At 45.0% G+C, this 22,704-nt stretch carries 17 protein-coding genes; 3 read left to right on the forward strand and 14 right to left on the reverse strand.

Annotated features, from left to right (window positions below; genetic code table 11):
• Positions 1-41 precede the first annotated feature (41 nt).
• The 12 genes from GTQ43_RS04070 to GTQ43_RS04125 all read right to left on the reverse strand — a co-directional run bounded on the left by GTQ43_RS04070 (position 42) and on the right by GTQ43_RS04125 (position 12,484).
• On the reverse strand, positions 42-911 hold the full coding sequence (locus GTQ43_RS04070; protein WP_265270937.1) for an alpha/beta fold hydrolase: 870 nt from the start codon (positions 909-911) through the stop codon (positions 42-44).
• Positions 912-968: 57 nt separating this feature from the next.
• On the reverse strand, positions 969-1,619 hold the full coding sequence (locus GTQ43_RS04075; RefSeq protein WP_265270938.1) for an MOSC domain-containing protein: 651 nt from the start codon (positions 1,617-1,619) through the stop codon (positions 969-971).
• Between the two features lie 19 nt (positions 1,620-1,638).
• Positions 1,639-2,388 (reverse strand): SDR family oxidoreductase, encoded by a 750-nt coding sequence (locus tag GTQ43_RS04080; RefSeq protein WP_265270939.1) that lies wholly within the window; start codon positions 2,386-2,388, stop codon positions 1,639-1,641.
• A gap of 152 nt (positions 2,389-2,540) precedes the next feature.
• A complete protein-coding gene (locus GTQ43_RS04085) occupies positions 2,541-3,068 on the reverse strand; it encodes an SgcJ/EcaC family oxidoreductase (protein ID WP_265270940.1) in 528 nt (175 codons plus the stop codon).
• Positions 3,069-3,166: 98 nt separating this feature from the next.
• The gene (locus GTQ43_RS04090; RefSeq protein WP_265270941.1) at positions 3,167-4,078 is read right to left on the reverse strand and encodes an SDR family NAD(P)-dependent oxidoreductase; all 912 of its coding nucleotides are present in this window, start codon (positions 4,076-4,078) and stop codon (positions 3,167-3,169) included.
• Positions 4,079-4,098: 20 nt separating this feature from the next.
• Positions 4,099-5,697 (reverse strand): GMC family oxidoreductase, encoded by a 1,599-nt coding sequence (locus tag GTQ43_RS04095; protein WP_265270942.1) that lies wholly within the window; start codon positions 5,695-5,697, stop codon positions 4,099-4,101.
• Between the two features lie 97 nt (positions 5,698-5,794).
• Positions 5,795-6,382, reverse strand: coding sequence for a Dps family protein (locus tag GTQ43_RS04100; protein WP_265270943.1), 588 nt, complete (start codon positions 6,380-6,382; stop codon positions 5,795-5,797).
• 77 nt (positions 6,383-6,459) lie between these two features.
• On the reverse strand, positions 6,460-7,272 hold the full coding sequence (locus GTQ43_RS04105; RefSeq protein ID WP_265270944.1) for an alpha/beta fold hydrolase: 813 nt from the start codon (positions 7,270-7,272) through the stop codon (positions 6,460-6,462).
• Positions 7,273-7,384: 112 nt separating this feature from the next.
• On the reverse strand, positions 7,385-7,942 hold the full coding sequence (locus GTQ43_RS04110) for a DsbA family protein (protein ID WP_265270945.1): 558 nt from the start codon (positions 7,940-7,942) through the stop codon (positions 7,385-7,387).
• A 239-nt stretch (positions 7,943-8,181) separates the two neighbouring features.
• On the reverse strand, positions 8,182-8,811 hold the full coding sequence (locus GTQ43_RS04115) for a response regulator (RefSeq protein ID WP_265270946.1): 630 nt from the start codon (positions 8,809-8,811) through the stop codon (positions 8,182-8,184).
• An 8-nt stretch (positions 8,812-8,819) separates the two neighbouring features.
• A complete protein-coding gene (locus tag GTQ43_RS04120) occupies positions 8,820-11,597 on the reverse strand; it encodes a PAS domain-containing protein (protein WP_265270947.1) in 2,778 nt (925 codons plus the stop codon).
• Positions 11,598-11,878: 281 nt separating this feature from the next.
• Positions 11,879-12,484, reverse strand: coding sequence for a DsbA family protein (locus GTQ43_RS04125; protein WP_265270948.1), 606 nt, complete (start codon positions 12,482-12,484; stop codon positions 11,879-11,881).
• Between the two features lie 562 nt (positions 12,485-13,046).
• Between GTQ43_RS04125 and GTQ43_RS04130 the strand changes: the two genes are divergently transcribed.
• The 3 genes from GTQ43_RS04130 (at position 13,047) to GTQ43_RS04140 (ending at position 15,158) form a co-directional block, all read left to right on the forward strand.
• Positions 13,047-13,328: a hypothetical protein gene (locus GTQ43_RS04130; protein ID WP_265270949.1), complete on the forward strand. Its 282-nt coding sequence runs from the start codon at positions 13,047-13,049 to the stop codon at positions 13,326-13,328.
• A gap of 32 nt (positions 13,329-13,360) precedes the next feature.
• Positions 13,361-13,600 carry a hypothetical protein gene (locus GTQ43_RS04135; protein ID WP_265270950.1) on the forward strand — a complete coding sequence of 80 codons (240 nt, stop codon included), beginning with the start codon at positions 13,361-13,363 and terminating at the stop codon, positions 13,598-13,600.
• 202 nt (positions 13,601-13,802) lie between these two features.
• Entirely contained in the window at positions 13,803-15,158 is a 1,356-nt protein-coding gene (locus GTQ43_RS04140) for an RNA-guided endonuclease InsQ/TnpB family protein (protein WP_265270951.1), read from the forward strand.
• Here GTQ43_RS04140 and GTQ43_RS04145 read toward each other — a convergent pair.
• Complete coding sequence (locus tag GTQ43_RS04145; protein WP_265270952.1) at positions 15,093-15,722, reverse strand: response regulator; 630 nt, start codon at positions 15,720-15,722, stop codon at positions 15,093-15,095. The two genes, GTQ43_RS04140 and GTQ43_RS04145, sit on opposite strands and share 66 nt — an antisense overlap.
• Positions 15,706-22,686: an AAA family ATPase gene (locus GTQ43_RS04150; protein WP_265270953.1), complete on the reverse strand. Its 6,981-nt coding sequence runs from the start codon at positions 22,684-22,686 to the stop codon at positions 15,706-15,708. Before GTQ43_RS04150 ends, GTQ43_RS04145 begins: the two co-directional genes overlap by 17 nt.
• Positions 22,687-22,704: the final 18 nt, after the last annotated feature.

The following is a 22,704-nucleotide window of genomic DNA, read 5'->3' on the forward strand; positions in this document are numbered from 1 at the left end:
CTAGAGCCTGTTATGAACAACGGCTCAGTTTCGCCGTTTAGTTAAACAGGGATAGATTGCAGTCGTGACGTGAGAAATTGAGCGATGTAGTTTGCGATCGCATCCCCATCCTCTTCCAGGGCAAAATGTCCGGTATCGAGTAAATGCAACTCAACGTCTTTTAGGTCGCGCTTATAGGGATGAGCGCCTTCTGGGGGGAAGATGTAGTCGTTCTTACCCCAAACGATCAGGGTTGGTGGCTGATATTTGCGAAAATACTCTTGCCATTGCGGATATAATGGTGGATTCGTGCCATAACTATACAGCAGTGCTAGTTGAATCTCACCGTTGCCGGGGCGATCGAGGAAATTTTGATCGATAGTCCAGGTATCGGGGCTGATCGCTTCTAAATTGCGAACACCGTTGGTATATTGCCACTTCGTTGCTTCCAGGGTGACAAGATATTTGAGCTTTTCAGCATTCTCAGGCGATCGCTCTTGCCAGTATGCCTTAATTGGTTCCCAAAATTCGCGTAGACCTTCTTCGTAAGCATTGCCATTTTGAACAATCAGAGATTGCACGCGCTCTGGATATTTAGCGGCAATCCGATAGCCAATGGGTGCGCCATAATCCATCACATAAAGGCTGTACTTTTTGAGAGCGATCGCAGCAATGAATTTTTCCACAATCTCAGCCAAGCGATCAAAGGTGTAATCAAATTCATTTACAGTTGGCATCGAACTGTTGCCGTAGCCAGGGTAGTCAGGAGCAATGAGATGGAATTTATCAGCAAGGGCAGGTATGAGATTGCGGAACATGTGAGAGGAAGTTGGAAAGCCGTGCAATAGCAGAATCGTCGGATTATCACGAGAACCAGCTTCACGGTAGAAAATGTCTAAACCATCGATCGAAACTGTACGATATGTAGTCATGAAATTACCCCTTGTAAGTGATAAAAGTGACATGATGGCGTTTTACGACAGGTTGATCTATCTCACATCCTGACGATGGATCTGCTCCTGAAAGTAGTCCCGCCAGCTTTCGGGTAACGCTTTCAGTTGAGCAGCACGATGCAGTAACTCTGGATTGTTTCGCTCACGAACATAAAGCTGAATGATATTAGCAACAGTAATATTGTTAGTATCTCGACTCATCAACTCTAAAGTGTCTCCAGCGACCACTTCGCCTTCTTGCAAAACCCGAAAGTAAAATCCGGTGCGGCGACTGGCGAGAAATTGTTTCACCATATCCGATCGCCCAAAGCGAATCCCTAGTTTGTAGCAGGGTAAGCGCGGTTGAGTCACCATTAGTTCCACACTACCGATTTTGAAGCGATCGCCAATGTTCAATTCTTCTTCTTTCAATCCTGTGACTGTGAAATTTTCACCAAAGATACCAAGCGTTAACTCTGTGTCAGGCAATTCGCTTCGCCAGTAGTCGTAATGCTCAAAGGGATAGACATATACGGCTTTGTCAACTCCGCCATGAACGGTGAGATCCGCTTGGCGATCGCCATCTAAATTGAGTTCACGCACCATCACTCTCGAATTAACTGGCTCTTTGAAAATTCCAGTGCGGATGGGTTTTCCTTTCCAGGTCACTTCACGCGGCAGGCCAACATTAACAGAGATAAGCTTCATCTTTAACTCCTTTTGGACTTCAAATCTGTGCCATACCGCCATCAACAAACAACTCAATGCCATTCACAAAGCTACTATCGTCTGAAGCGAGAAAGACAACAGCTTTGGCAATCTCATCGGGTTTGCCGACTCGTCCCAGTGGGATGGTGCTGGCTTGGCTGTCCACGAATTCTTGCAACTGCTGGTCATTCAGTCCCAAATGATCGTAACCAGGAGTCGGAACCACACCAGGGCTAATGGCATTCACTCGGATCTTGCGTTCTCTGAGGTCGAGTATCCAATTCCGAGCAAATGATCTCACGGCGGCTTTGGTGGCGCTGTAAACACTGAATGCTGGCGTACCTTTTATAGAAGTAATCGAAGCATTCAGGATAATAGAAGCGCCATCTGGTAACAGTGGCAGCGCCTTTTGTACAGTGAACAGCAAACCTTTGACGTTTACGTTGAATGTTTTGTCAAAGTGTTCCTCAGTGATTGCTCCAAGTGGGGCAATTTGTCCACCGCCAGCATTAGCGAAGATGATATCGAGGTGTTCTTGTTCTTGCTTAATGGTGGCAAACAGACGATCGAGGTCTGCCAGATTAGAAACATCGCTCTGCACAGCCGTAACATTTTTGCCAATGGCTTCTACAGCAGCATCCAGTTCCACTTGGCGACGACCTGTGATGTAGACATAGGCACCTTCAGCAACAAACTGTTTGGCTGTGGCAAGACCGATACCACTGTTGCCACCCGTGACAAGGGCGATTTTTCCTTCTAGTTTTTTCATTATGTTAATCTGATGGGGATTCTGGATTTGTGTGAACCATTGAAGTGTTATCGGTTCTGTTGCATCACAGGTTTGAGAACAGTAGATTTAACCCTTCATTCATTGTGGGAACCAGTTGTGGTTAGGGCTGTATCTTAACTTAGTGCCATTTCTTACTGATCTGCTTGATGAGGCTGCTTAAGACTTGCAACGAGGTCGGTCACTTGACGTTGAGCCTCTGCGCCCAGTGAGTCAAAGTCGTCTAAGAAGAATTGACGTTCTAGCGTTAACTTCCGGGTATTGAGTAACCCTTCGATCTGCCAACCTTCGTCGCCTTTGGTTACGACGTATAGCGGCAGCGAATCTCGTGACGGTGAAGTTTCGGTTTGTCCAGGCAGTATTACCCTGATAACTACAAGCATGAGCGCGAGTTGCGAGTTCACGAAGCGGACAAAATCCACCTCACCCTCCAGGCGTGTTCCTTTCACAACTGTATCGAACGCTTGCTGATGAAATGCAGCGATTTCTTTTCGACCCTTGAGATGCGTGCCTTCGAACGTGATGAAATCAGCAGTTTCGCTGAACGGGGCAGCGAAGCCTTCGCCGCTACCTCGATTCCAAGCATCAATCATCTGGCGATGGAAAGTACGGATTGCCGACTCGTCAGCAGTAGTGGTGGTTTGAGTTGTTTGTAAATTCATAGTTTTGAGTTTTCCTTTTAAGTGATGGACGAAAGGCTGGCAGGCTTACGACCGGCAATTCGTTTATCAACAGCGTGAAGCTCACTGTTACTGCCAGGTCAAGCGAGCAGGCGCAATGATTCATTCCAGAGCCGATCGGCATTGTCTGGGTTCAGGGCGTAGGGGGCAACTCCGCTCATATAGCCGTTCCCGTTGGTGACGAGAGTGGCTTCATTGCAGTCCTCGAAATAGCGACCACCAACGCCCTTTAGTAGCAAAGAGGTTGCCAACAGAACGGAAGTTGCCGCACCTTGCGCTATTGTCTTCTGCCGCTCAGGTGGGGTTCTAAGACCGCCCGTATGACGCTGGAGGTTCGTGGCGATCGCCCCAGGCATCAAAGCATTGGCAGTAATGCCATCCCTGAACCAGCGTCCAGTAGCAGCGACAGCGAAGAGTACGTTCGCTGTCTTGGACTGCCCGTATGCCAACCACGGATCGTAGGGACGGAACGCGAAGTGGATATCATCGAATACAATCGGCGAGAGCATGTGGGCGCTAGAACTGACAGACACAATGCGCGCAGCACCGTCCGCCGCCAGAGCATCGTGGAGTCCGAGTGTTAGAGCGAAGTGTCCGAGGTGGTTGGTGGCAAACTGCATCTCCCAGCCTTCAAGTGTATGCTGTTCAGGCAATGCCATTACCCCTGCGTTGTTGACGAGGATATGTAGGGGTTCATTCCACGCGGCAATGAATTTAGCGATCGCTCCTCGGTCGTTCAGGTCAAGTTCGGCGACGTGAATATTTTGATTCCCAGTGGTAGCAGTGATGTCAGCCGCCGTCTTTGCCCCAGCATCGACGTTACGCACAGCCAACGTAACTTCGGCTCCAGCGTGAGCCAACGCCCGCGCCGTTTCTACACCGATACCCGATGCTGCTCCCGTGACGATCGCCCGTTTGCCAGAGAGATCGATTCCCTGTGCTACCTCAGAGGCGGTAGAGTGCCGGACAAATGGTGTGGTAATTCGTGTCATTGCGTGTTCCTTTATAGATGTTAGGAGCGATCGCTGACTTCTAGATAAGTTGAGTTGGCTGGATTTTGTACTTTGTGCTTAACGAGAAGAGTTTGTCGAGTGCAACTTGCTTTAATTAAATCTGCTGCTTTTTCACCAATCATGATGGTCGGTGCGTTCGTATTTCCCGTGGTGATTGTTGGCATGATGGAAGCATCAACAACTCGCAATCCCTCAACCCCATGTACCCGCAACTCAGGATCGACCACTGCCATTGAGTCAATGCCCATTTTGCAAGTGCCAACCGGATGCCACACAGTGCTGCAAGTGTCCCGGACGTAAGCTTCTAGCGCTGCATCACTCTGCTTGTCAGCACCCGGAGCGATTTCCTTACCGCGAAACTCATCCAAAGCACTTGCACCGAACAAGTTACGGAGTAATTTAATCCCGACAACTAACTTTTGCACATCAGTTTCACTTTGGAGAAAGTTCATTTGAATCATCGGTGTGTCTTTGGGGTCGGGGGAACGCAAACTGACACTACCAATGTTTTGAGGATGAGTTAAACAGACGAAACTTGTAAATCCTAAACCAGAGTGGGCATAACCAGGCGGTGCCAACACAACCGGGCCGAAGAGAAACTGTAAATCTGGCGCGGCATCCAGATTACCCGGAGTATGCAAAAACAAGCCAGCTTCAGCGACACTACTGCTGCTTGCCGTGTGTAAATCCTGAGTTGCCTCGTGTGCCACGGACACAACAGGGTGGTCTTGGAGGTTTTGACCGACACCCGGCAAATCAGCCACTACCGGAATTCCCAAAGTTTGCAGGTGTTCTACATCACCAATACCAGAAAGCATCAGCAGCTTGGGCGAATCGAATACGCCAGCACTTAAAATCACTTCGGAGTTTACCCTAACTTGGTGCAGTATGTCCTCGTGCAGGTATTCTACCCCAATAGTGCGGGTATCCTCAAACAACAAGCGAGTTACCAATGCTCCTGTAGTTACAGTCAAATTGGGACGCTGGGAAATGGGTAGCAGGAAGGCAGCGGCGGCGCTGTGGCGCTTACCATCCTTGATCGTCAACTGATAGAGTCCTGCTCCTAACTGCTGCATTCCATTGGGATCGGGATTGTGGTCATATCCTAGTTGCACTGCTGCGTCTACAAAACGTTGGGATACCACAGCAGGCGCAATCAGATCGGTGACGCTCAACTCTCCATCGACCCCGTGAAATTCAGACGCGCCTCGTGAGAAGTGTTCTGATTTCTTGAAGTAGGGCAAAACATCAAGGTACGACCAACCGGGATTGCCCAATGACTGCCAGTGGTCATAATCGTGAGAATTACCCCGCAGATAAATCATGATATTAATCGAACTGCTGCCGCCCAGGACTTTGCCACGGGGACAAAAGATTTTGCGGTTATTCAGGTAGGGTTCTGATTGGGAGAAATATGCCCAGTCCACCTCAGAACCTAGTAGACTGAGACATTGCGCTGGGATGTGAATTTCTGGTTTCGTATCGGGATTACCCGCTTCAAGTAGTAACACAGTTGTGTTGCTGTCTTCTGTCAGACGGTTGGCAACAACGCATCCTGCCGAACCTGCACCAATTACAATGTAGTCATAATTAGTCATAAAGTTCTTTTCCTCTGTTATCTACAATGGATAAATGGAGTCAAGAATGAACTGATTTAAAGAGCGATCGCTGAAATACTGTTAGTTTCTGCTGAATTTAACTGCGTACCAATGGTGTATCCACCAAATGCTCTGCCAGAAACCAAACTTGCGTCTCATTGGTTCGCAGCACTTGGCTCACTAACAAATCGTTAGTGCCACTATCTTGATTTGCTGCTGTTTTATCGATCGCCACTCTCAATTCCCCAACGATTAACTCGTGGGCTTCCAGTAACCGCGACAACATCACAGGTACTTCTTCAACGCCGTTGGGCGGACGCTTAATCTTAGTGACTTCTGCCACATGACGTGGATCAGCGATCGCCACACCTCCGAGTGTTTGTACCCGTTCACCCAGTGCATCAATCAACTCAATTTGTTCGCTGGCGTGTTTGTCGAGCAACAGATGCAGTTGATAAAACGTATGTCCGCGCATCAACCAGTGATGTTTCTTGTAAAGGTGATAGAGAATAATCGTATCTGCCAAAATCTGATTGACTAAAACACAGCTTTCGCTGCGGGCACTGGGGTTGAGAACAATTGGCAAATCACGAAGAGTCCCATACTGCTGAATTTCATATCCATGTTGATGCAGTAAGGGTTGACTGCCATCGACTTCAGTGATACTTGTATTTTGAGTCGGCACGATCGGATCTCCTAAAGTCAATAATTAGGTCTGTTCTATTTGTATGTACCGAGAAAATGCTTCTCTTAGGATTGGGATTACTTTACAGCAGTGCTTGCTGCTTCAATCACTTTGGTAACTTCTTTTGGATGAGAGATAAAAGGAACATGACTGGAGTTAACTTCGGTTGTCTTAGCATTAATCCGTTTAGCCATAAATCGTTGAAGTTCAGGGTTGATGGCGCGATCGCTTTGAGTCACGATAAACCAGGAAGGAATCGTTTTCCAGGCGATTTCATTCACTGATTGCTCAAACGCTGCGCTGGCGATCGGCTTTTGGGTTGCTGCCATCACTCGCGCCTCAGCCTCCGATACGTCTTGGGCAAAAAATTCGTGAAACTTCCCGCGATCAACATAGAGGAAGTTTGCAGCATCAGACACAATTGCCGTACTAATCGGAGGCGCTGCGTACCTTTTATTCAAATCACTCGTCTTTTCACCGACATCTGGTGCGAAAGCATTAACATAAACCAGAGCTTTCACCTGTGGATTGCCAGCCGCCGCACCCGTGATTACATTTCCACCATAAGAATGTCCAACTACTACAACAGAACCCTTCTGATTCTCAATTACCCGCTTCGTCGTTGCCACATCATCAGCAAGAGAAGTGAGCGGAATCTGCACAGCAGTCACTCTGTAGCCATCCTGCTCTAACAATGGAATAACGTGTTGCCATGATGTACCGTCAGCATAAGCCCCATGAACGAGAACGATCGCAGGTTTAGAGTTGGACGCTTGAGGTAATTCCTTGGAGGTGGCTGGTGTTGGATGCATTGATATTCCAACGACAACACTTAATGCAAATAACCACAGCAACAATTTTTGAACTTTTTTCCATGTAAAAACCATCATGGCGATCACCTCTGTATTCTTGCTAAATTGCTGAAATTTCTGGTTCTTGTTGTCGGTATAGAAGTTATGAAATACTCCCCACTGGAAGACTTATTAAGAAGCACTAAAAACTTTAATCATTTGCAGCAACAATGGCTGCCATTATCTGCTCAACAGTCCAGCGATCGAGATAGCGAATTCCATTAATAAACAAAGCGGGTGCAGCCTCCACTCCACTTCGCAGTCCACCTTCAATATCCGCATTGATACGATTGACATACGCTCCCTTGGATAAATCCTGCAAAAATTGAGAAATATCAAGTCCTAAACGATTGGCATACTCGACTAGATAGCCATTTCCCAATTCCTGTTGATGGATAAACAGCATCTCATGCATTTGCCAAAACTGCCCTTGAGCCGCTGCTGCTTCTGCGGCTTCAGCTGCCCGTTGAGCATGTGGATGAATCTGTTTCTGGGGAAAGTGACGGAAGATAAAACCTAAATTGTTTTCTCCAAACGAAACCTTCAATTGCTGCCCGGCAACTTTAATCAATCGATAGACGTTAGCACTTTGAAAACATTCATAATCTCCATACATGACGAAGACTACAGCAGCATTCAGTACACCTTGAATATGATCCTGGGTTGAAGGCAGAACGAATAAAGAACGATTATCACGGTTGTAAGTCATGTTTCGGTTTGTATTAAGCAAACTTAAGCCTTACAACCCAACTGCACTAACGTTGCTATGGATTTAATATAGACAATTGACCCTATCTTGTCGTCCACTCTGGGTTGACATTTTTATACAATCGAGTGATGGATGAACCTGTCCATCTCGCAGTGGAAGGTTTTCTCCAACTTGAGTTTGAGTCTAAAGCCAATCTAAAGGAGAAAAGGTAAAGATTCCTTTCCCTTCTTTTTCCCCACTTACAAACTGACAATCCCACGCTTAACAGCAGTAATCACGGCTTGTGTGCGATCGCTCACGCCCAGTTTGCTCAAAATCCGATTTACATGAGATTTGACGGTACTTTCACCAATACTCAAAGCAGTCCCAATTTCTTGATTACCCATTCCTTGTGCCATCAAACGCAGCACTTCCAACTCTCGGTCACTCAGTTCTGGATTGGTCATTCGCTGCAATAATTTTGCGCCCACTTCTGGCGGAATGTATTTCTGACCATTATTAATGGCGCGAATCGCATTCAAAAGCTCGCCAAGTTTAGAATCCTTAAGCAGATAGCCTTGAGCGCCTGCCTGTAAACCGCGATAGATATCTTCATCGCCATCGTAGGTTGTAAGTACCACGATTCGAGCCTGCTTAAATTCAGCACAAATAACCATAATGGCTTCAACACCCCCCATTTTGGGCATTCGTAAATCCATTAGCGTGACATCAGGTTGGTATTCTCGAAATGCCTCGATCGCCTGTTGCCCATCTTCAGCTTGAGCAATCACGGTCATTTCTGGATCGCGGTTAATGATGGTTGCTAGACCCTTTCTGACTATGGCATGGTCGTCAACAATCAGCACTCGAATCGTAGTGGATTGGCTCATTGTAATTTTCACACTCGATTGATGGTGACAATAATTTCTGTTCCTTGACCTGGTTGGCTTTGAATCGTTAGTTGTGCGCCAATGTGCTCTGCCCGTTCGCTCATTCCTAATAAGCCAAACCCACCGCTCAAAGGACTGCTACCTACTCCAAAGCCCCTGCCATCGTCTTTAACCCGTAAGATACACTGTGTTTCGTTGTACACTAACTCAACCCGAATTTCGCCAGCACTTGCGTATTTAATCGCATTGGTTAATGCTTCCTGCCCAATTCTGAGTAAGTTATTCTCCACTTCGGTTGATAAGGAATAGGCTATACCCTGAGTTTCGCAAATCAGAGCCGTGTCGGTCGTTGCTCGCATTTGAGCCACAATACGATGCAAGGCACTCTCTAAATTACCTTCTTCTAGTAGCCGTGGACGGAGTGCTGATACGGATCGCCGTGTCCCTGCTAGCCCAGCGCGTGCTAGTTCCTCAATCATTTCCAGATGTACTTGGGTTGCTTCTGGGTCATCCGCCAGCACTTGTGTTACTGCTCCAACTTGAAGCAGAATACCTGTGAAAGATTGAGCTAGTGTATCATGAATTTCTCGCGCCATCCGGTTACGCTCTTCTAAGATAGAAGTGTGTTCAGCTCGTTTGCGATCGCTAATGTCTGTCATGAGACTGTAGAAACCTCTTACCTGAGCATTGTCATCGAAATCAGGAATAAAGGTGGCGCTGATGCACCGCTTATCATCCCGAAAAGGGATTTCTGCTTCTAGAAGGACAGTTTGCCCTGCAAACACCTGATTAATATACGGCTCAACTCGTTCATAAACCGCCTCACCGAGCAGTTGACGAACAGGGTTGCCCAAAATTTCATCACGGCTACGGTTGAACCAAACCTGATATGTACGGTTGATAAATTGAAAGCAGCGATTGGCATCGACGTAGCTAATCAGAACGGGTAGAGCGTCGGTAATCAGTCGTAATTCCTGCTCCTGTAAGCGAAGCTCGTCGTAGACACCGCGTAGCTCTGCTTCGTTTGCCTGCAATGCTGTCGTTCGTTCTGCAACTTGTTGCTCTAGGGTGCGATTGTATTCTGCTAAAAGCTTCTCTGCTTGTTTACGTTCGGTGATGTCTTGAAAGGCTGCGATCGCATACAGAATGTTGCCAGACTCATCAAAAATTGGAGTTCCCCAACTTTCGATGGGAATGATGCGATTCCCCTGGTGAATTTCGATATCATCCACACTGCCCTGTTCGCCGTTTAGCGCTCGCCTAATCATCAGTTGTTCGGTTGGGTAGGGGCGATCGGTTCCTGCCACATAGAGTTGATAGACCTCGGCAATTTGCTCTGGGGTGACAGACGGCAGCACGCCCTTGCCCAAGAGTTGGATTGCCTTCTGATTCGCGTAATAAGGGCGACCTGTTGCGTCCATAACCACAATTCCTACCGGAACCGACTCTAAAATTTTCTGAAGGCGGGTTTCACTTTGGGCGAGGGTCTGGTTTAAAGACTGCATTTTGGCAAATGCGATTTGAAGCTGCTGTGCCATCTGGTTGAACGATCGAGCCAGTTCGCCCAAATCGCCCGATCGCTCAATTTCTACCGTCTGATTCCATGCACCGTCTGCTAGCGCTTTTGCCGATTGACTGACGCTGACAATCGGTTTAGCGATCCATCGGGCAATCAAAATGCAGATCGCAATGCCAAGCAGCAAAGCCGCGATACAAAGCAGAATCGTCGTGTAGATGCTTTGATTAATCTTGGCCATGAAATCGGATTCAGGCAACACCGTGACAATCAGCCAGTCTAGCCCACGAGTATCTTTGAATGGCATCACCTGAATCAACTGCCGCCTGCCATCGAACTTAAAATCAAGCTGTTCCGCAGTCTGGATCTGCCACAAATCGCTGAAATGCTCGCGCAAATAGGCAGCAGTAGCTCGCACAGTAGAGTTACGGCTCTCAACTGCGGACAATCGATTTGCTGCCGCCCCACTACTTATGATCGCCTCTCCGGTGGAGGTGGCAACCAGTTGCCCCGATCGCTCTAGAATAAAGGCGATGCCTGTCTTGCCAATTTGCAGGCTAGCCAAAAAACGGCTCATCTCATTAGGCAGAAATACATCGGTGGCACAGACTCCCAACAGCGATCGATCAGCAGTGCTATAGACAGGCGTACTAGCGGTGATCGTTGGCAACTGGCTAGCAAAGTCGGCATAGATTCCACTCCAGCTTGGTTCGCCTACCGTCACTGCTGCTTTATACCAGGGACGAACCCGTGCATCGAAGGCTTTGTTACCTTGACTGATTAACTGGTCTCGCTGACCATTGCGATCGAGGCTGTAGCCGTAGAGTTTATGATCTGTAGCAACATTACTTGACCGCAGTTCAATTGAGCGATCGGCAGGGCTACGTCGCACCCCTAGAAGAGAACCTTTGCGATCGCCACAGTAGATATCACTCACCATTGGATAAATTTGAATTTGCTGCCAAAGTGGAAACTCACCTTTCACTGCGCTAGGGTCAATTTTTCCCTGAGCGAAGGTGCTGGCATTGAGCCGATTGATGTTATGGGGTATCTCGGTATAGGTTTGTAGTTTGCCTTCGATCCGGTTCGTCAGTTCGCGCCGCAGTTGACTGGCGAGATCGTTGATGGCTTCCTGTCTATTTTGGAAGGAAAAATACCCCACTAAGCCGACTGTCACCAAAGTTTGCAGCACAAACGGCACAATCAAAACCGTCTGCAATGGCACCGTTCTGGAAACTTGAGCTACAACTTGCTTGAGAAGACTGCTCATCAATCAGATTCCTCATTTACGGCAGTTCGCGCACGTTAGTCCATTTATTGACCGAAGAAAGGCAGAGGGCAGGAGGCAGGAGGCAGAAGGAAGAAATACAATTTTTGCCCTCAGCAATCAAGGGACACAAGCCCCTAAATTTATTTATAAAAAAATAAATAAATATGTATAACGAGTGGCGCAGCGCATATTTACTGTGTCAAAAGTTAAATCCCCTAAATTTATTTATGGGGATTCCCTTCTGCCCTCTGCCTTCGTACTTCTGCCTTCTTAAGAAAATACTAGCCATGAGAAGCTGCAACGATCGCAACAAGTAGTGGCTCAAGCTCTAAAGCCTCTCTATAACGCACACCATTGATAAATAAAGCTGGAGTGCTAACTACCCCACTATTCATTCCGCTAGCAATATCTTGATTGATGCGATCGACATACACTTTTTGGGCAATGTCTCGAATAAACTGAGTTACATCAAGCCCTAAAATGTCAGCGTATTCTGCTAAATACCCATCTTCTAGCTCTTGCTGATGCTTCAATAGCATCTCGTGCATCTGCCAAAACTGCCCTTGTGTTGCTGCTGCTTCTGTCGCTGCTGCTGCCTTTTGAGCTTGAGGATGGATTTGAGGTTGAGGAAAATGTCGGAATACAAAGCATAGAGAATCTCTCCCGAATAAGGTCGCCTCAAGCTGGCGTTGAATTGCCTGAATTGAGGTATAAAGTTCACTACATTGGAGACACTGATAATCCCCATACTCAACAAGCACAACGCGAGCATTCAATGATCCTTGTCGATGGTCTTGCTCAGAAGGAAGTACAACTAATTGATTGCGCTCTACTTCGCAGTTACCGCAAGGGTCGCTAGGTGTGTCGTCAGGAATAACATCGCTCATTTTAAACTCTCATTCTAAATATTTGAGGAAAAGAGATTTATCGTCTGCACTCTGAAATTTCTTCCCTTCAAGCCTATAATCGTTTGTATGAGTTTAATGTATGAGACTTGCTTAGGCTTGTCGTCAATTCAGGGTCTGTATTTTAATCAACAAAATGATTGAGGATGAGTCAATTTGAGGGAGTAGAACGAATCAAACTCAGGTTTGATTGCCTCAGAGACTAAAATATGATAATTAACCCAGGCAGAAGTACCATCTTTGCTTTTACCTTAAACAGCAAGAAGCCTCCCACTAAAACGGTACTCTTATGTCGTTTACAACGTTTATAGGGTTAAAGTTTTACGTTGTTTATATTTTCTACAACGTTATTCATTTGCCATACTTCTCGGTGTTGAGTTAAGTCGAGGGGGAGTATCATCTCCTACCCCTCCCAATTAAAACCAGATGTGCAACTCTTAGTTCTAGCAAGAGTGAAATGTTTTAATTTAAATAAGTATTTTTACTAGTATTTTATATATCCAAAATGTAATAGAATCAACACGTTAAAACACAAAAATAAAATATGTCAAGTAAAGAATCGAGAGAATGGCATTTAACCGCCAATGGATGGGTTGCCGGAACATTGCAACACGATAGTGGACATAATCCCATTTCGCCACCTGACAATAAAGTTCTAACTTGTATTTATAAAGAGACTATAGTTCCCGATGCTATGGCATTATCAGGTTATGGTGACCCAGGCTTTAATCTATCTAGTGATGTTAGCGTCATTTGGCGTTGTTCAAATCATCAGCTTATATCTCAACTTTTAGATCAATTTGGTTCATGTCCTGAGCGTATTTAAATTGTCAACTATTTATTTTTTTATAAACATATATGGGTCAATTTATTGCTGAAACTTTTATTTTTGGTGTTGTTTTAATTCCACTAGCTTTAGGATTAGGTCATTTTTTAGATTTTGACAAAGTTCAAGGTATGAGCCAGAAAGAATATAATTATTATATGAAAATTATAATTTTTAAATGTTGGATAATTTTATTTTTACCTCTCAGTCTGTGGTTACGATTCCAAGCAACTCATGAATGTATTAAAAAATTATTTAAAAAAATAACGTGAATTAACGAATTCAAACAGAGATAAATAATATCTACTTAAAATGTTAAACGTATTTTTGTAACGCTATAGTTAATCATTTTTTTAGTTTCAAACTTTCTAGTGGGTATTGAGCAACCATTTCTTCAAAAGGAATCCATTCTCCTTCAGGTGTACAAATAAAAACGTATTACCATAAATATATAAACACGGTAAGGTCGATACCATGTATAGAGCTATTAAAGTTAGAATTTATCCTACTGATGAGCAGGAGCCATATCTAGCTCAGTGTTTTGGAAATACTCGATGGTTTTGGAATTATATGCTTAATGCCACGACTACCGCATACAAAGAAACTGGGAAAGGTCTTTCTAAAGCTGCAATGGACAAGTTGTTGCCAAGATTAAAGAAAGAGTATGAATGGTTAGGACTTGCCTACAGTCAAGTATTGCAACGAGTCACATTCAATCTTTCTAGTGCGTTTGTCAATTTTTTTGAAGGACGTGCTAAATTCCCTAACTTTAAATCTAAACATGGTAAACAATCGATTCAGTATCCCCAAAATGTGAAATTAATACCAGAAGACTCTGTAATTAAGTTTCCGGGTAGTTTGGGCTTAATGAAAACCGTGTTTCACAGACAACTTCCAGATGCAAAATTCACAACTGTAACAATATCGAAAAATGCAGATGGAAAGTATTATGCATCTATTCTTTTTAGCCAAGAAGATACACCTATAGTTGCGATTAGAGAACGCCAGTCCGCTCAACGGGGGGAACCCCCGCACGCGGTAGGCTCCGCTATTGGTGTTGATTTAGGGCTAAAAAACTTTGCTATCACCTCAGAAGGTTCAAAATACGACCTACCTAAGAAGCAATTAGCAAAGTTAGAAAAGAATCGGAAACGTAAACAGAAAAAACTAGCTAAAAAGACAGATAAAACTTCAAACAAACGTCGGAAAGCAAAACGTTTGTTTGCAAAAGTTTCTAGCAAAATAGCTAGAGTAAGAGTTGATTTTCTACACAAGCTATCTCGCAAAATAGCATCCGAAAACCAAGTAATTTGTGTAGAAAATTTGGCAGTTAAGAACATGGTTAAAAATCCAAACCTTGCCAAGTCTATATCAGACCAAGGCTGGGGAATATTTCAAACTATGCTCAAATACAAAGCTGAAAAATTTGGTCACACCTACATCGAAATAGGTCGTTTCTTCCCATCATCACAGCTTTGTAGCAAAACACTACTACCAATCCCAATATTGCAAAAAGGATATGATTCATTGGTTGTGAGGTTTGTTGATTGTCCACACTGCCAAAAACAGCATGATAGAGACATTAATGCTGCGATAAATATTAGAAATGAAGGATTGCGACTTATGGCGTTAGGAACTAGCGCTTCTGCCCTTGGAGGGGATGTAAGACCAAAGTCTTCAGGACGTAAAAAATCTATGAAGTCTGAGGCAATCCCCAATGAATTGGGAAGCCTACACTGTACCGTCAGGGAGCGTGTAGGTAGTTCACAAGCTAGCAATTCCGCGTTTCAACGCAATAATGGCTGCCTGGGTGCGATCTTTGACATCTAGCTTGCTTAAAATTCGGTTGATATGAGTCTTCACTGTACTTTCACTAATATTGAGAGCAGTGCTAATTTCTTGGTTGTTCATGCCCTGTCCGACTAACTGGAGAACTTCTAACTCACGATCGCTCAGTTCTGGAGCGGTCATCCGTTGGACTAGCTTGGCAGCCACGTTGAGGGGAATATACTGTTGTCCCCTGGTTACTGTCCGAATTGCTGTCAATAGTTCCTCTGGCTCAGAGTCCTTCAGTAAATACCCCTTTGCCCCGGCTCGCAATCCTCGATAAATCTCTTCATCGGTGTCATAGGTGGTCAGCACAATAATTCGGGCATTGGGAAACTCATTGCAAATAACCGTAATCGCCTGAACGCCTCCCATATCGGGCATCCGTAAATCCATCAAAGTCACATCAGGTTGCTGTTGCTGAAAAACTGCGATCGCCTCATGCCCATTTCGCCCCTGACCAACAATGACAATATCTGGAGCCTCCTCTAACATTCCGATCAAACCCTGGCGGACAACAGGATGATCGTCCACAACCAGAACGCGAATGCTACTGGGCTGATTCATGCTGACTTAACCCCCGATTAATGGATACCACGATCTCTGTCCCTTGCTCTAAGTCACTTTGAATCTTTAATTCAGCTCTAATGCGTTCAGCCCGTTCTGCCATCCCCAGTAAACCAAAGCCATTCCGCATCGCCTGTTTTTCTACATTAAATCCCTGCCCATCGTCTTTGATTCGCAAGCTGCATTGGGTCGGTTCATAGATCAGTTCAATGTGGATTTCACGTGCTTCAGCATGTTTGATTGCATTTGTCAAAGCTTCCTGCCCAATCCGAAACAGATTATTTTCTAGATCGGAGGATAGGGGATAGGGTGTACCCATGACTTCGTAGACGATTTGGGTTGCGATCGAGGAGTTTAATTGAGCAGCAAGACGGCTTAAGGCATCCTGTAAGTTACTGCTCTCTAAAAGGTATGGGCGGTGTAGTGCCTCTACTGAACGACGTGCCTCCGCAAGCCCAGAACGGGCTAAGTCGAGGATCTGAGTGAGGAGAGTTTGCGCTTTTTCTGGGTTTGCCGTTACCTTATTGGAGGCAGAGCGAGCATGAATGATAATACCTGTAAACGCTTGGGCTAAAGTGTCGTGAATTTCCCGTGCCATGTGATTGCGCTCTTCTAGAATGGAGGCTTCTTCGGCTCGTTTGCGATCGGTGATATCTCTTGTTAGCCAAATGACAGAATGTTCTGAAATGGGCGAGATGCGAGTTGCAAACCAGGTTTTCCACCCTCCCACGATCAAGCTATACTCAACCGTTAGGGGCTGCTGAGTGCTTAATGCTTGCCGAATACAGCCAAGAAATGTATCGGCTTGCGATCGCTCAAAAATTTCGGAAAATGTTCGACCCACCTGTTCGTCAATCGGGTTAGATAATTTCTCTGACTCGATCAGGGTTGCTCTCAAAATCCGCCCTTCTGCATTTACTACCAAAAGCGGATCGGGCATTGCACAAAAGAGCGCCTGAAGTTCTGCTTCGGAGGCTTGCAACGCTTCTTCTGCTTGTTTTCGTCTAATTCCTAATGCAATCTCGCGGGCTGAAAACTCCAACGCCTCAAAGTTGGACGACGGAATGGGATGTCGAGTAAACATCGCTATAACTCCAACAAGCTGCTCATCCAGCAGTATCGGATAGCCCGCAAATGCCACCATGCCTTCTCGTTTTGCCCATTCTTTATCAATGGATGATTCATCAAACACATTGTTAGTCAACAGAGGACAGCGTTCCTGAGCAATTCGTCCAACTTTGAGGCTACCTACAGGAATTCGACTGTATTCACCATCAAGACGGGTATACATCCCCGCACTGGCTTGTAACTCCAAAACATTATTGTCTTTATTTAGCGTCCAAATCCGAGCAAATGCCGCATTAAAGTGCTTAACAACGGCTTGGGCACAGCGATGCAGTATCAAGGGCAAACTAGCACTTTGAGCCAAGGCACTATCCACATCGGCGCGAAAATCGGAGAGGATTGCCTGTTCTCGAAATTGAGCCTCGGACTGACGCAACACTTCTTCTGCTCGTTTGCGTTCGCGTAGCGCAGCTTGCTGTTCGCTAATATCTGTCATGAGACTGTAGAAGCCTCTCACTTGGGCATTGCGATCGCCTTTGGCGCTGCCCCTTGGGCAATCAAAATCGGGGATCAAGGTCGCACTGATGCAGTGTCTACCAAGCGAAGAAGGGATTTCTGCTTCCAGGGTTACAGTTTGCCCTTCAAAGACTTGATTAATAAACGGCTCAAACCGTTTATAAACCGTCTCACCTAAAAGTTCATGAACAGATTTGCCCAGAATCTCATCACGGTTACGGCTAAACCAAACCTCATGGGTACGGTTGATAAATTGATAGCATCGATTGGCATCCACATAGCTGATCAGAGCCGGTAGAGCGTCGGTGATCAGCCGTAATTCTTGTTCTCGACCGCGCAGTTCTGCTTCGCTTTGCTGTAACGCGGCTGTTCGTTGGGCTACCTGTTGTTCTAAGGTGCGGTTGTAATTCGCTAAAAGATTTTCTGCTTTTTTACGTTCCGTAATATCTTCAAAGGCTCCGATCGCATAAGCCACATTGCCCTGTTCGTCAAAAACTGGAGTTCCCCATACCTCAATGGGAATGGTGGTGTTATTTTGGCGAATTTCTACATCGTCAATAGTGGTGCGATCGCCACTCAACGCCCGGATAACTGGCAGTTTCTCAGTAGGATAGATTTGATCAGTTCCCGCCTGATAAAATTGATAAACCTCTGCGATTTGATCCGGCGGCACGGCAGGGTCAATCGCTTTGCCCATTAACTGAACGCCTCGTTGATTAGCGTAGTAAGGGCGACCAGTCGCATCCACTATTCCAATTCCCACTGGAACTGCTTCTAGAAATTGAGCCATCTGACTTTCATTAGCGCGGAGCTTTGAGTAGAGCTTGGCATTCTCAATTGCGATCGCTGCCTGAGTGGATAGCAGATTTAAGACTTGCGTTCGCGTAGCGTCTCCGTTGGCGCAGCCTCCCGCAGGGAAGGAGACTCGCTCTGGTGTAAATGCCCCAGCAGCTAACCGATTTTCCAGATATAACACACCAACAAGCCGATTTTGATTCAGCAGTGGTAAACACAAAATGGATTGAGGCTGATAGTGTTGAATATATGGCTCATTAATAAAATTACCTTCACGAGTAGCATCATTTAAGATGACAGATTCATGAGTACGAATAACATAATTAATAATTGATTCAGGTAGATGATTTGCAGTTGGGATAGATTGCAGCACTTGTGTAGCATAGACATTCTCACCCTCATTAAGTTCACTAGACGCTTCAATCACCCATTTTCCTGAGTTTTCTAAAATCAGAGAACCTGTTTGTGCGCCAGCATTTTCGATTAATATCTTCATCAAAGAACGGAGCAACTGCTCCAGTTCAATTTCACTCGAAATCGTTTGAGCTGCTTTCATCACAGCCACTAGATCGAAAGCAACATGCGAGGTATTCGAGGTAGTTCCAGCATTGGTGAGGATTGGTGTATAAGCCACGCTCGACTGTTCAGGAAATAGCTGCGGATAGCGAGTTTCTAAATCTTTGACTTTCGCAGTTGCTCCCCACCGTTCATAACAGTAGTGAGCTTCTTTCATATAGGTTTGGGCGATCTTTTGCCGACCTCGCACCAGATAATGTTTAGCAGCTAATTCATAGGCTAACGCCTCTTCCTGAATATATTCATTTTCCCTGGCTCCTTGAATTGCTTGTTCATAAAATTCCTCTGCTTCAAACCACTGACTGAGAACTCGTGCAGTCTCTGCTTGCACCAGATGATATTTATGCAAACAATTCATTGGCGCATATTGTGCCCATTGCTTCATTTTCTCCTGACTAACCGTAACTTTTTTGAGGAGTTCCTCCTGCACTTGAGTGCCGCTTTCGGAGTATATCGCTAGTCTTGCCAGCGCATCGTATAGATAGTAAAAAGGAGCAACAGGTGTGCCTGTTATTCGGATTAAATAACGTTCTGCTATGGTTGAGTTTTTAACTGCCTGAGCATACTCAGAAAATAGGTAGCACAGGATAAGTTTATGAAAATAGACATCAAAGGTTGCCGTTCCATCATTTGTTACTTCATGTTGTGGCAATCCCTTTTCTTCGTTGTAGAATTCGCCAACTAGGTGAGTTAGGCTGACCGAAAAGCCCATCAAATTTGCGATCGTCTGCTGATATATTTTGTTCCAGGTTAGCGCCGTTTTCTGTTTGATTTGACGAATTGCTTCACTGTATTTCGTCATCTCGCGCTCAACTTCTACGAGTTCCTTTCCAACTGCATAAGATTGGAAGCAATAACAATGAGCGCAATAAGCAGCAAACTCTAAATCTCCAACTTCTAAACCTCTTTGGTAGGCTTCTAGCAAAGGTTGGATTGTGTTTCTAATATGCTCTTTCCAATGAATAATAAAGTTATTCACAATGAGTAATGTTCTAGCTGTGAGAGAATGAACATTAAGGTGTGACAATAGATTTAGCGCAAGTTGTCCAAACTCGTACCCAATCTCAATGTTCCCACTCGTTCCACAAAGAATTAATCCGTAAAAAGCATAGGCAAAGGGAGATACAACAGCATTACCAGATTGAATTGATAAGTTTACTTGTTTAGACACAAGCAGAGGCATCAAATCAGGAGCCGCAATATAGGCAGCGATCGTGATGCTTGATAAGATTCGCATCGCCGCCAACTTGTCCGGTTCGGTCATTTCCGGCAAATGGAGCAAGTCTTCGATTGGCTTCTGGCCAATGAGTGATGCGATCGCGTCTAGCTCAAGGTGAATCTCTGACTGAGTTGGCGTTTCAGGAAAACTGATTCCCAGTTGCTGCAAAACTTGCAATCCAGTGTTGATTGCTTCTAATGGCTGGTTCTGCGCGATGTCAGTTTGAATTTTGACTTCGTAAACTTTCACGATGTCGAAAACCGTTTTGGCTGCTTGCAGAACAACCACTGCCCAGGATTCTACCTGCTCAAAGTCGCCACACAAATACGCAACTTCTGTTGTTTCTGTATATAACTCTAAGGTCAGATCATAGTTAGTTTGCCAACTGGAGTCTGCCAGCCATGCTCTACCTCTGGCTAAATAGTTTTGAGCCACACTATAGGCGATCGCAGCTTTTGCTTTCTGTCCTGCGATTAAATTTAATCTAGCAATTTCATTGCGTTCTAGTTGATCTGCAACAAGCTCAATTCCATGATTAAGATGATCGACAATTTCAAACAGTCGGTCTGATAGTCTCTCTGGCAAAATTTTTCCCAGGAGATTGCGACCAATTTGTAAATGAACAATTTGTTTTTGCGACTCATCGATTAAGGTGTATGAGGCTTGCTGCACGCGATCGTGCAGAAACTTATACTCTTGAATTAACAAGTTTTCATCTAATTCAGATAGTGGTTGAATTAATCCAACTTGTATGGCTGTTAGTAAATCTTGAAAAACCGTTTCAGGTGGTTGATCACAAACAATCGATAGAGTATCTAAATTAAACTCAGCGCCGACGCAAGCAGCTAACCGGAGAATTTGCTGTGTATTCTCTGGCAGTTTCTTCAATTTAATCAGCATCAACTCCACAACATTATCAGTGATATCTTGGGCTTGGATCTGAGCTATGTTCCACTGCCAGCTTAAGTCTTCAGCATCAAAGGTCAATAAATTTTCGCTATGCAGCATTCTCAAAAATTCACTGACAAAAAAAGGATTGCCCTCAGTTTTACGCAACACCAACTCAGCTAATGGACAAACTGTGTCTGCATTCCGATGCAGTGTCTCGGCAATCAACTGATTCAACGGCTCAAGCGTTAATGGTGATAAGATAATTTCCTGAAGTACCGCCCCTTGTTTTCGCAGTCTCTCTAGCATTAATGCTAATGGATGCGTTGGCTTCACTTCATTATCTCGATAAGCTCCAATTAAAAATAGTGATTGGGTTTGCTCATCCAGCAGCATCAACTCTATTAAATTTAGTGTTGCTGAGTCTATCCATTGCAAATCATCTAAGAATATCACCAGGGGATGTGATTCTGAACAAAACACCCGCACGAACTGCCCAAAAATCCGATGAAAGCGATTTTGAGCTTCAGTTGCTCCAACGGACGGTACAGGCGGCTGCTTGCCAACAATCAATTCAACTTCGGGGATCACATCAATGATGATTTGTGCGTTGTTTCCTAAAGCTGTAAGTAAGAGCGATCGCCACTGTTGCACTTGCTCGTCTGGTTCACCGAGCAATTGTTGTACCAATTTTTGCAGGGCATCTGCGATCGCACTGTAGGGAATATTGCGCTGAAATTGATCGAATTTACCAGAGATAAAATAGCCGCGTTTTTGGGTAATTGGTTTATAGATTTCTTGCACTAACGCAGATTTCCCAATGCCAGCATAGCCAGATACCAACATCATTTCGACTTGGAATTTTGGTTTGCCTCTTTGTTCGCTTTGTGAAGTTGTTTCTGAATTGTTTGGTAAAGAAGCAACGCGATTTGATTCTGGACACGCTACGCGATCAAACGCCGCCAGTAACATTGCAACTTCCTTGTCCCGTCCATACAGTTTTTGGGGAATTTGAAACTTACCCGAAACGTCTTGAAGCCCAAGTTGAATGCTAGAGATTTGACCGATTTCTTCTAATTGTTGAACACAAATTTCTAAATCCGCTTTGATTCCCCAGGCACTCTGATAGCGATCTTCTGCATTTTTCGCCATCAGTTTGAGAATGATATCTGAAACTGGCTTAGGAATCGTTGTATTTATTTCATGAGGCGGAATAGGATGTTTGGCAATATGACAATGGACTAGTTCCAGGATATCTGTGGTGGGAAACGGCAGATATCCAGTTAGCAGTTCATAAAATGTCACACCAAGGGAGTAAAAATCGGTGCGGTAATCGAGTAAACGATTCATCCGCCCAGTTTGCTCTGGAGATAGGTATGCGAGTGTCCCTTCTAAAACATGAGGACTTTTGAAAGTCGGATTCGTGCGGTTAAATTGGGTGGCAATTCCAAAGTCAATAATTTTGACAACGCCAGTATCGAGATTGAGGACTATGTTTCCAGGGTTGATATCTTTATGAATGACATTAGCTGCATGGATTCTGCCCAGAATGTCGCTTATAGCGATCGCAAGACTTAGAAATTGGGATAAGGGCATGGGGCAAAATATATCTGGGCGCTTGTGCATCCATTGCTCTAGGGACTCTCCCCCAAAATCTTCTAAGATAATCACCAGAGTGCGTTGATAGTCCTGCTGGCTGTATGCTTTGATAACTCCTTCTAATTTTAGGGAGCGGGTAATTTTATATTCCTGTCTGTAGCGAGTTAGTTCTTGAGGTGAGGGATAATCAAGCTTTAGCATTTTTACGACGATCCCTACTACATCGTCTCTGATGCCCCGATAAACTAGAGAATTGGAACTTTCGTATATTTTGTCTTGGATGGCAATACCAGGTAGAGCAATCATAAAGCAACTCTTGAGAGG

Origin of the sequence: Nostoc sp. KVJ3 (genome assembly GCF_026127265.1) — a bacterium.
GTDB lineage: Bacteria > Cyanobacteriota > Cyanobacteriia > Cyanobacteriales > Nostocaceae > Nostoc.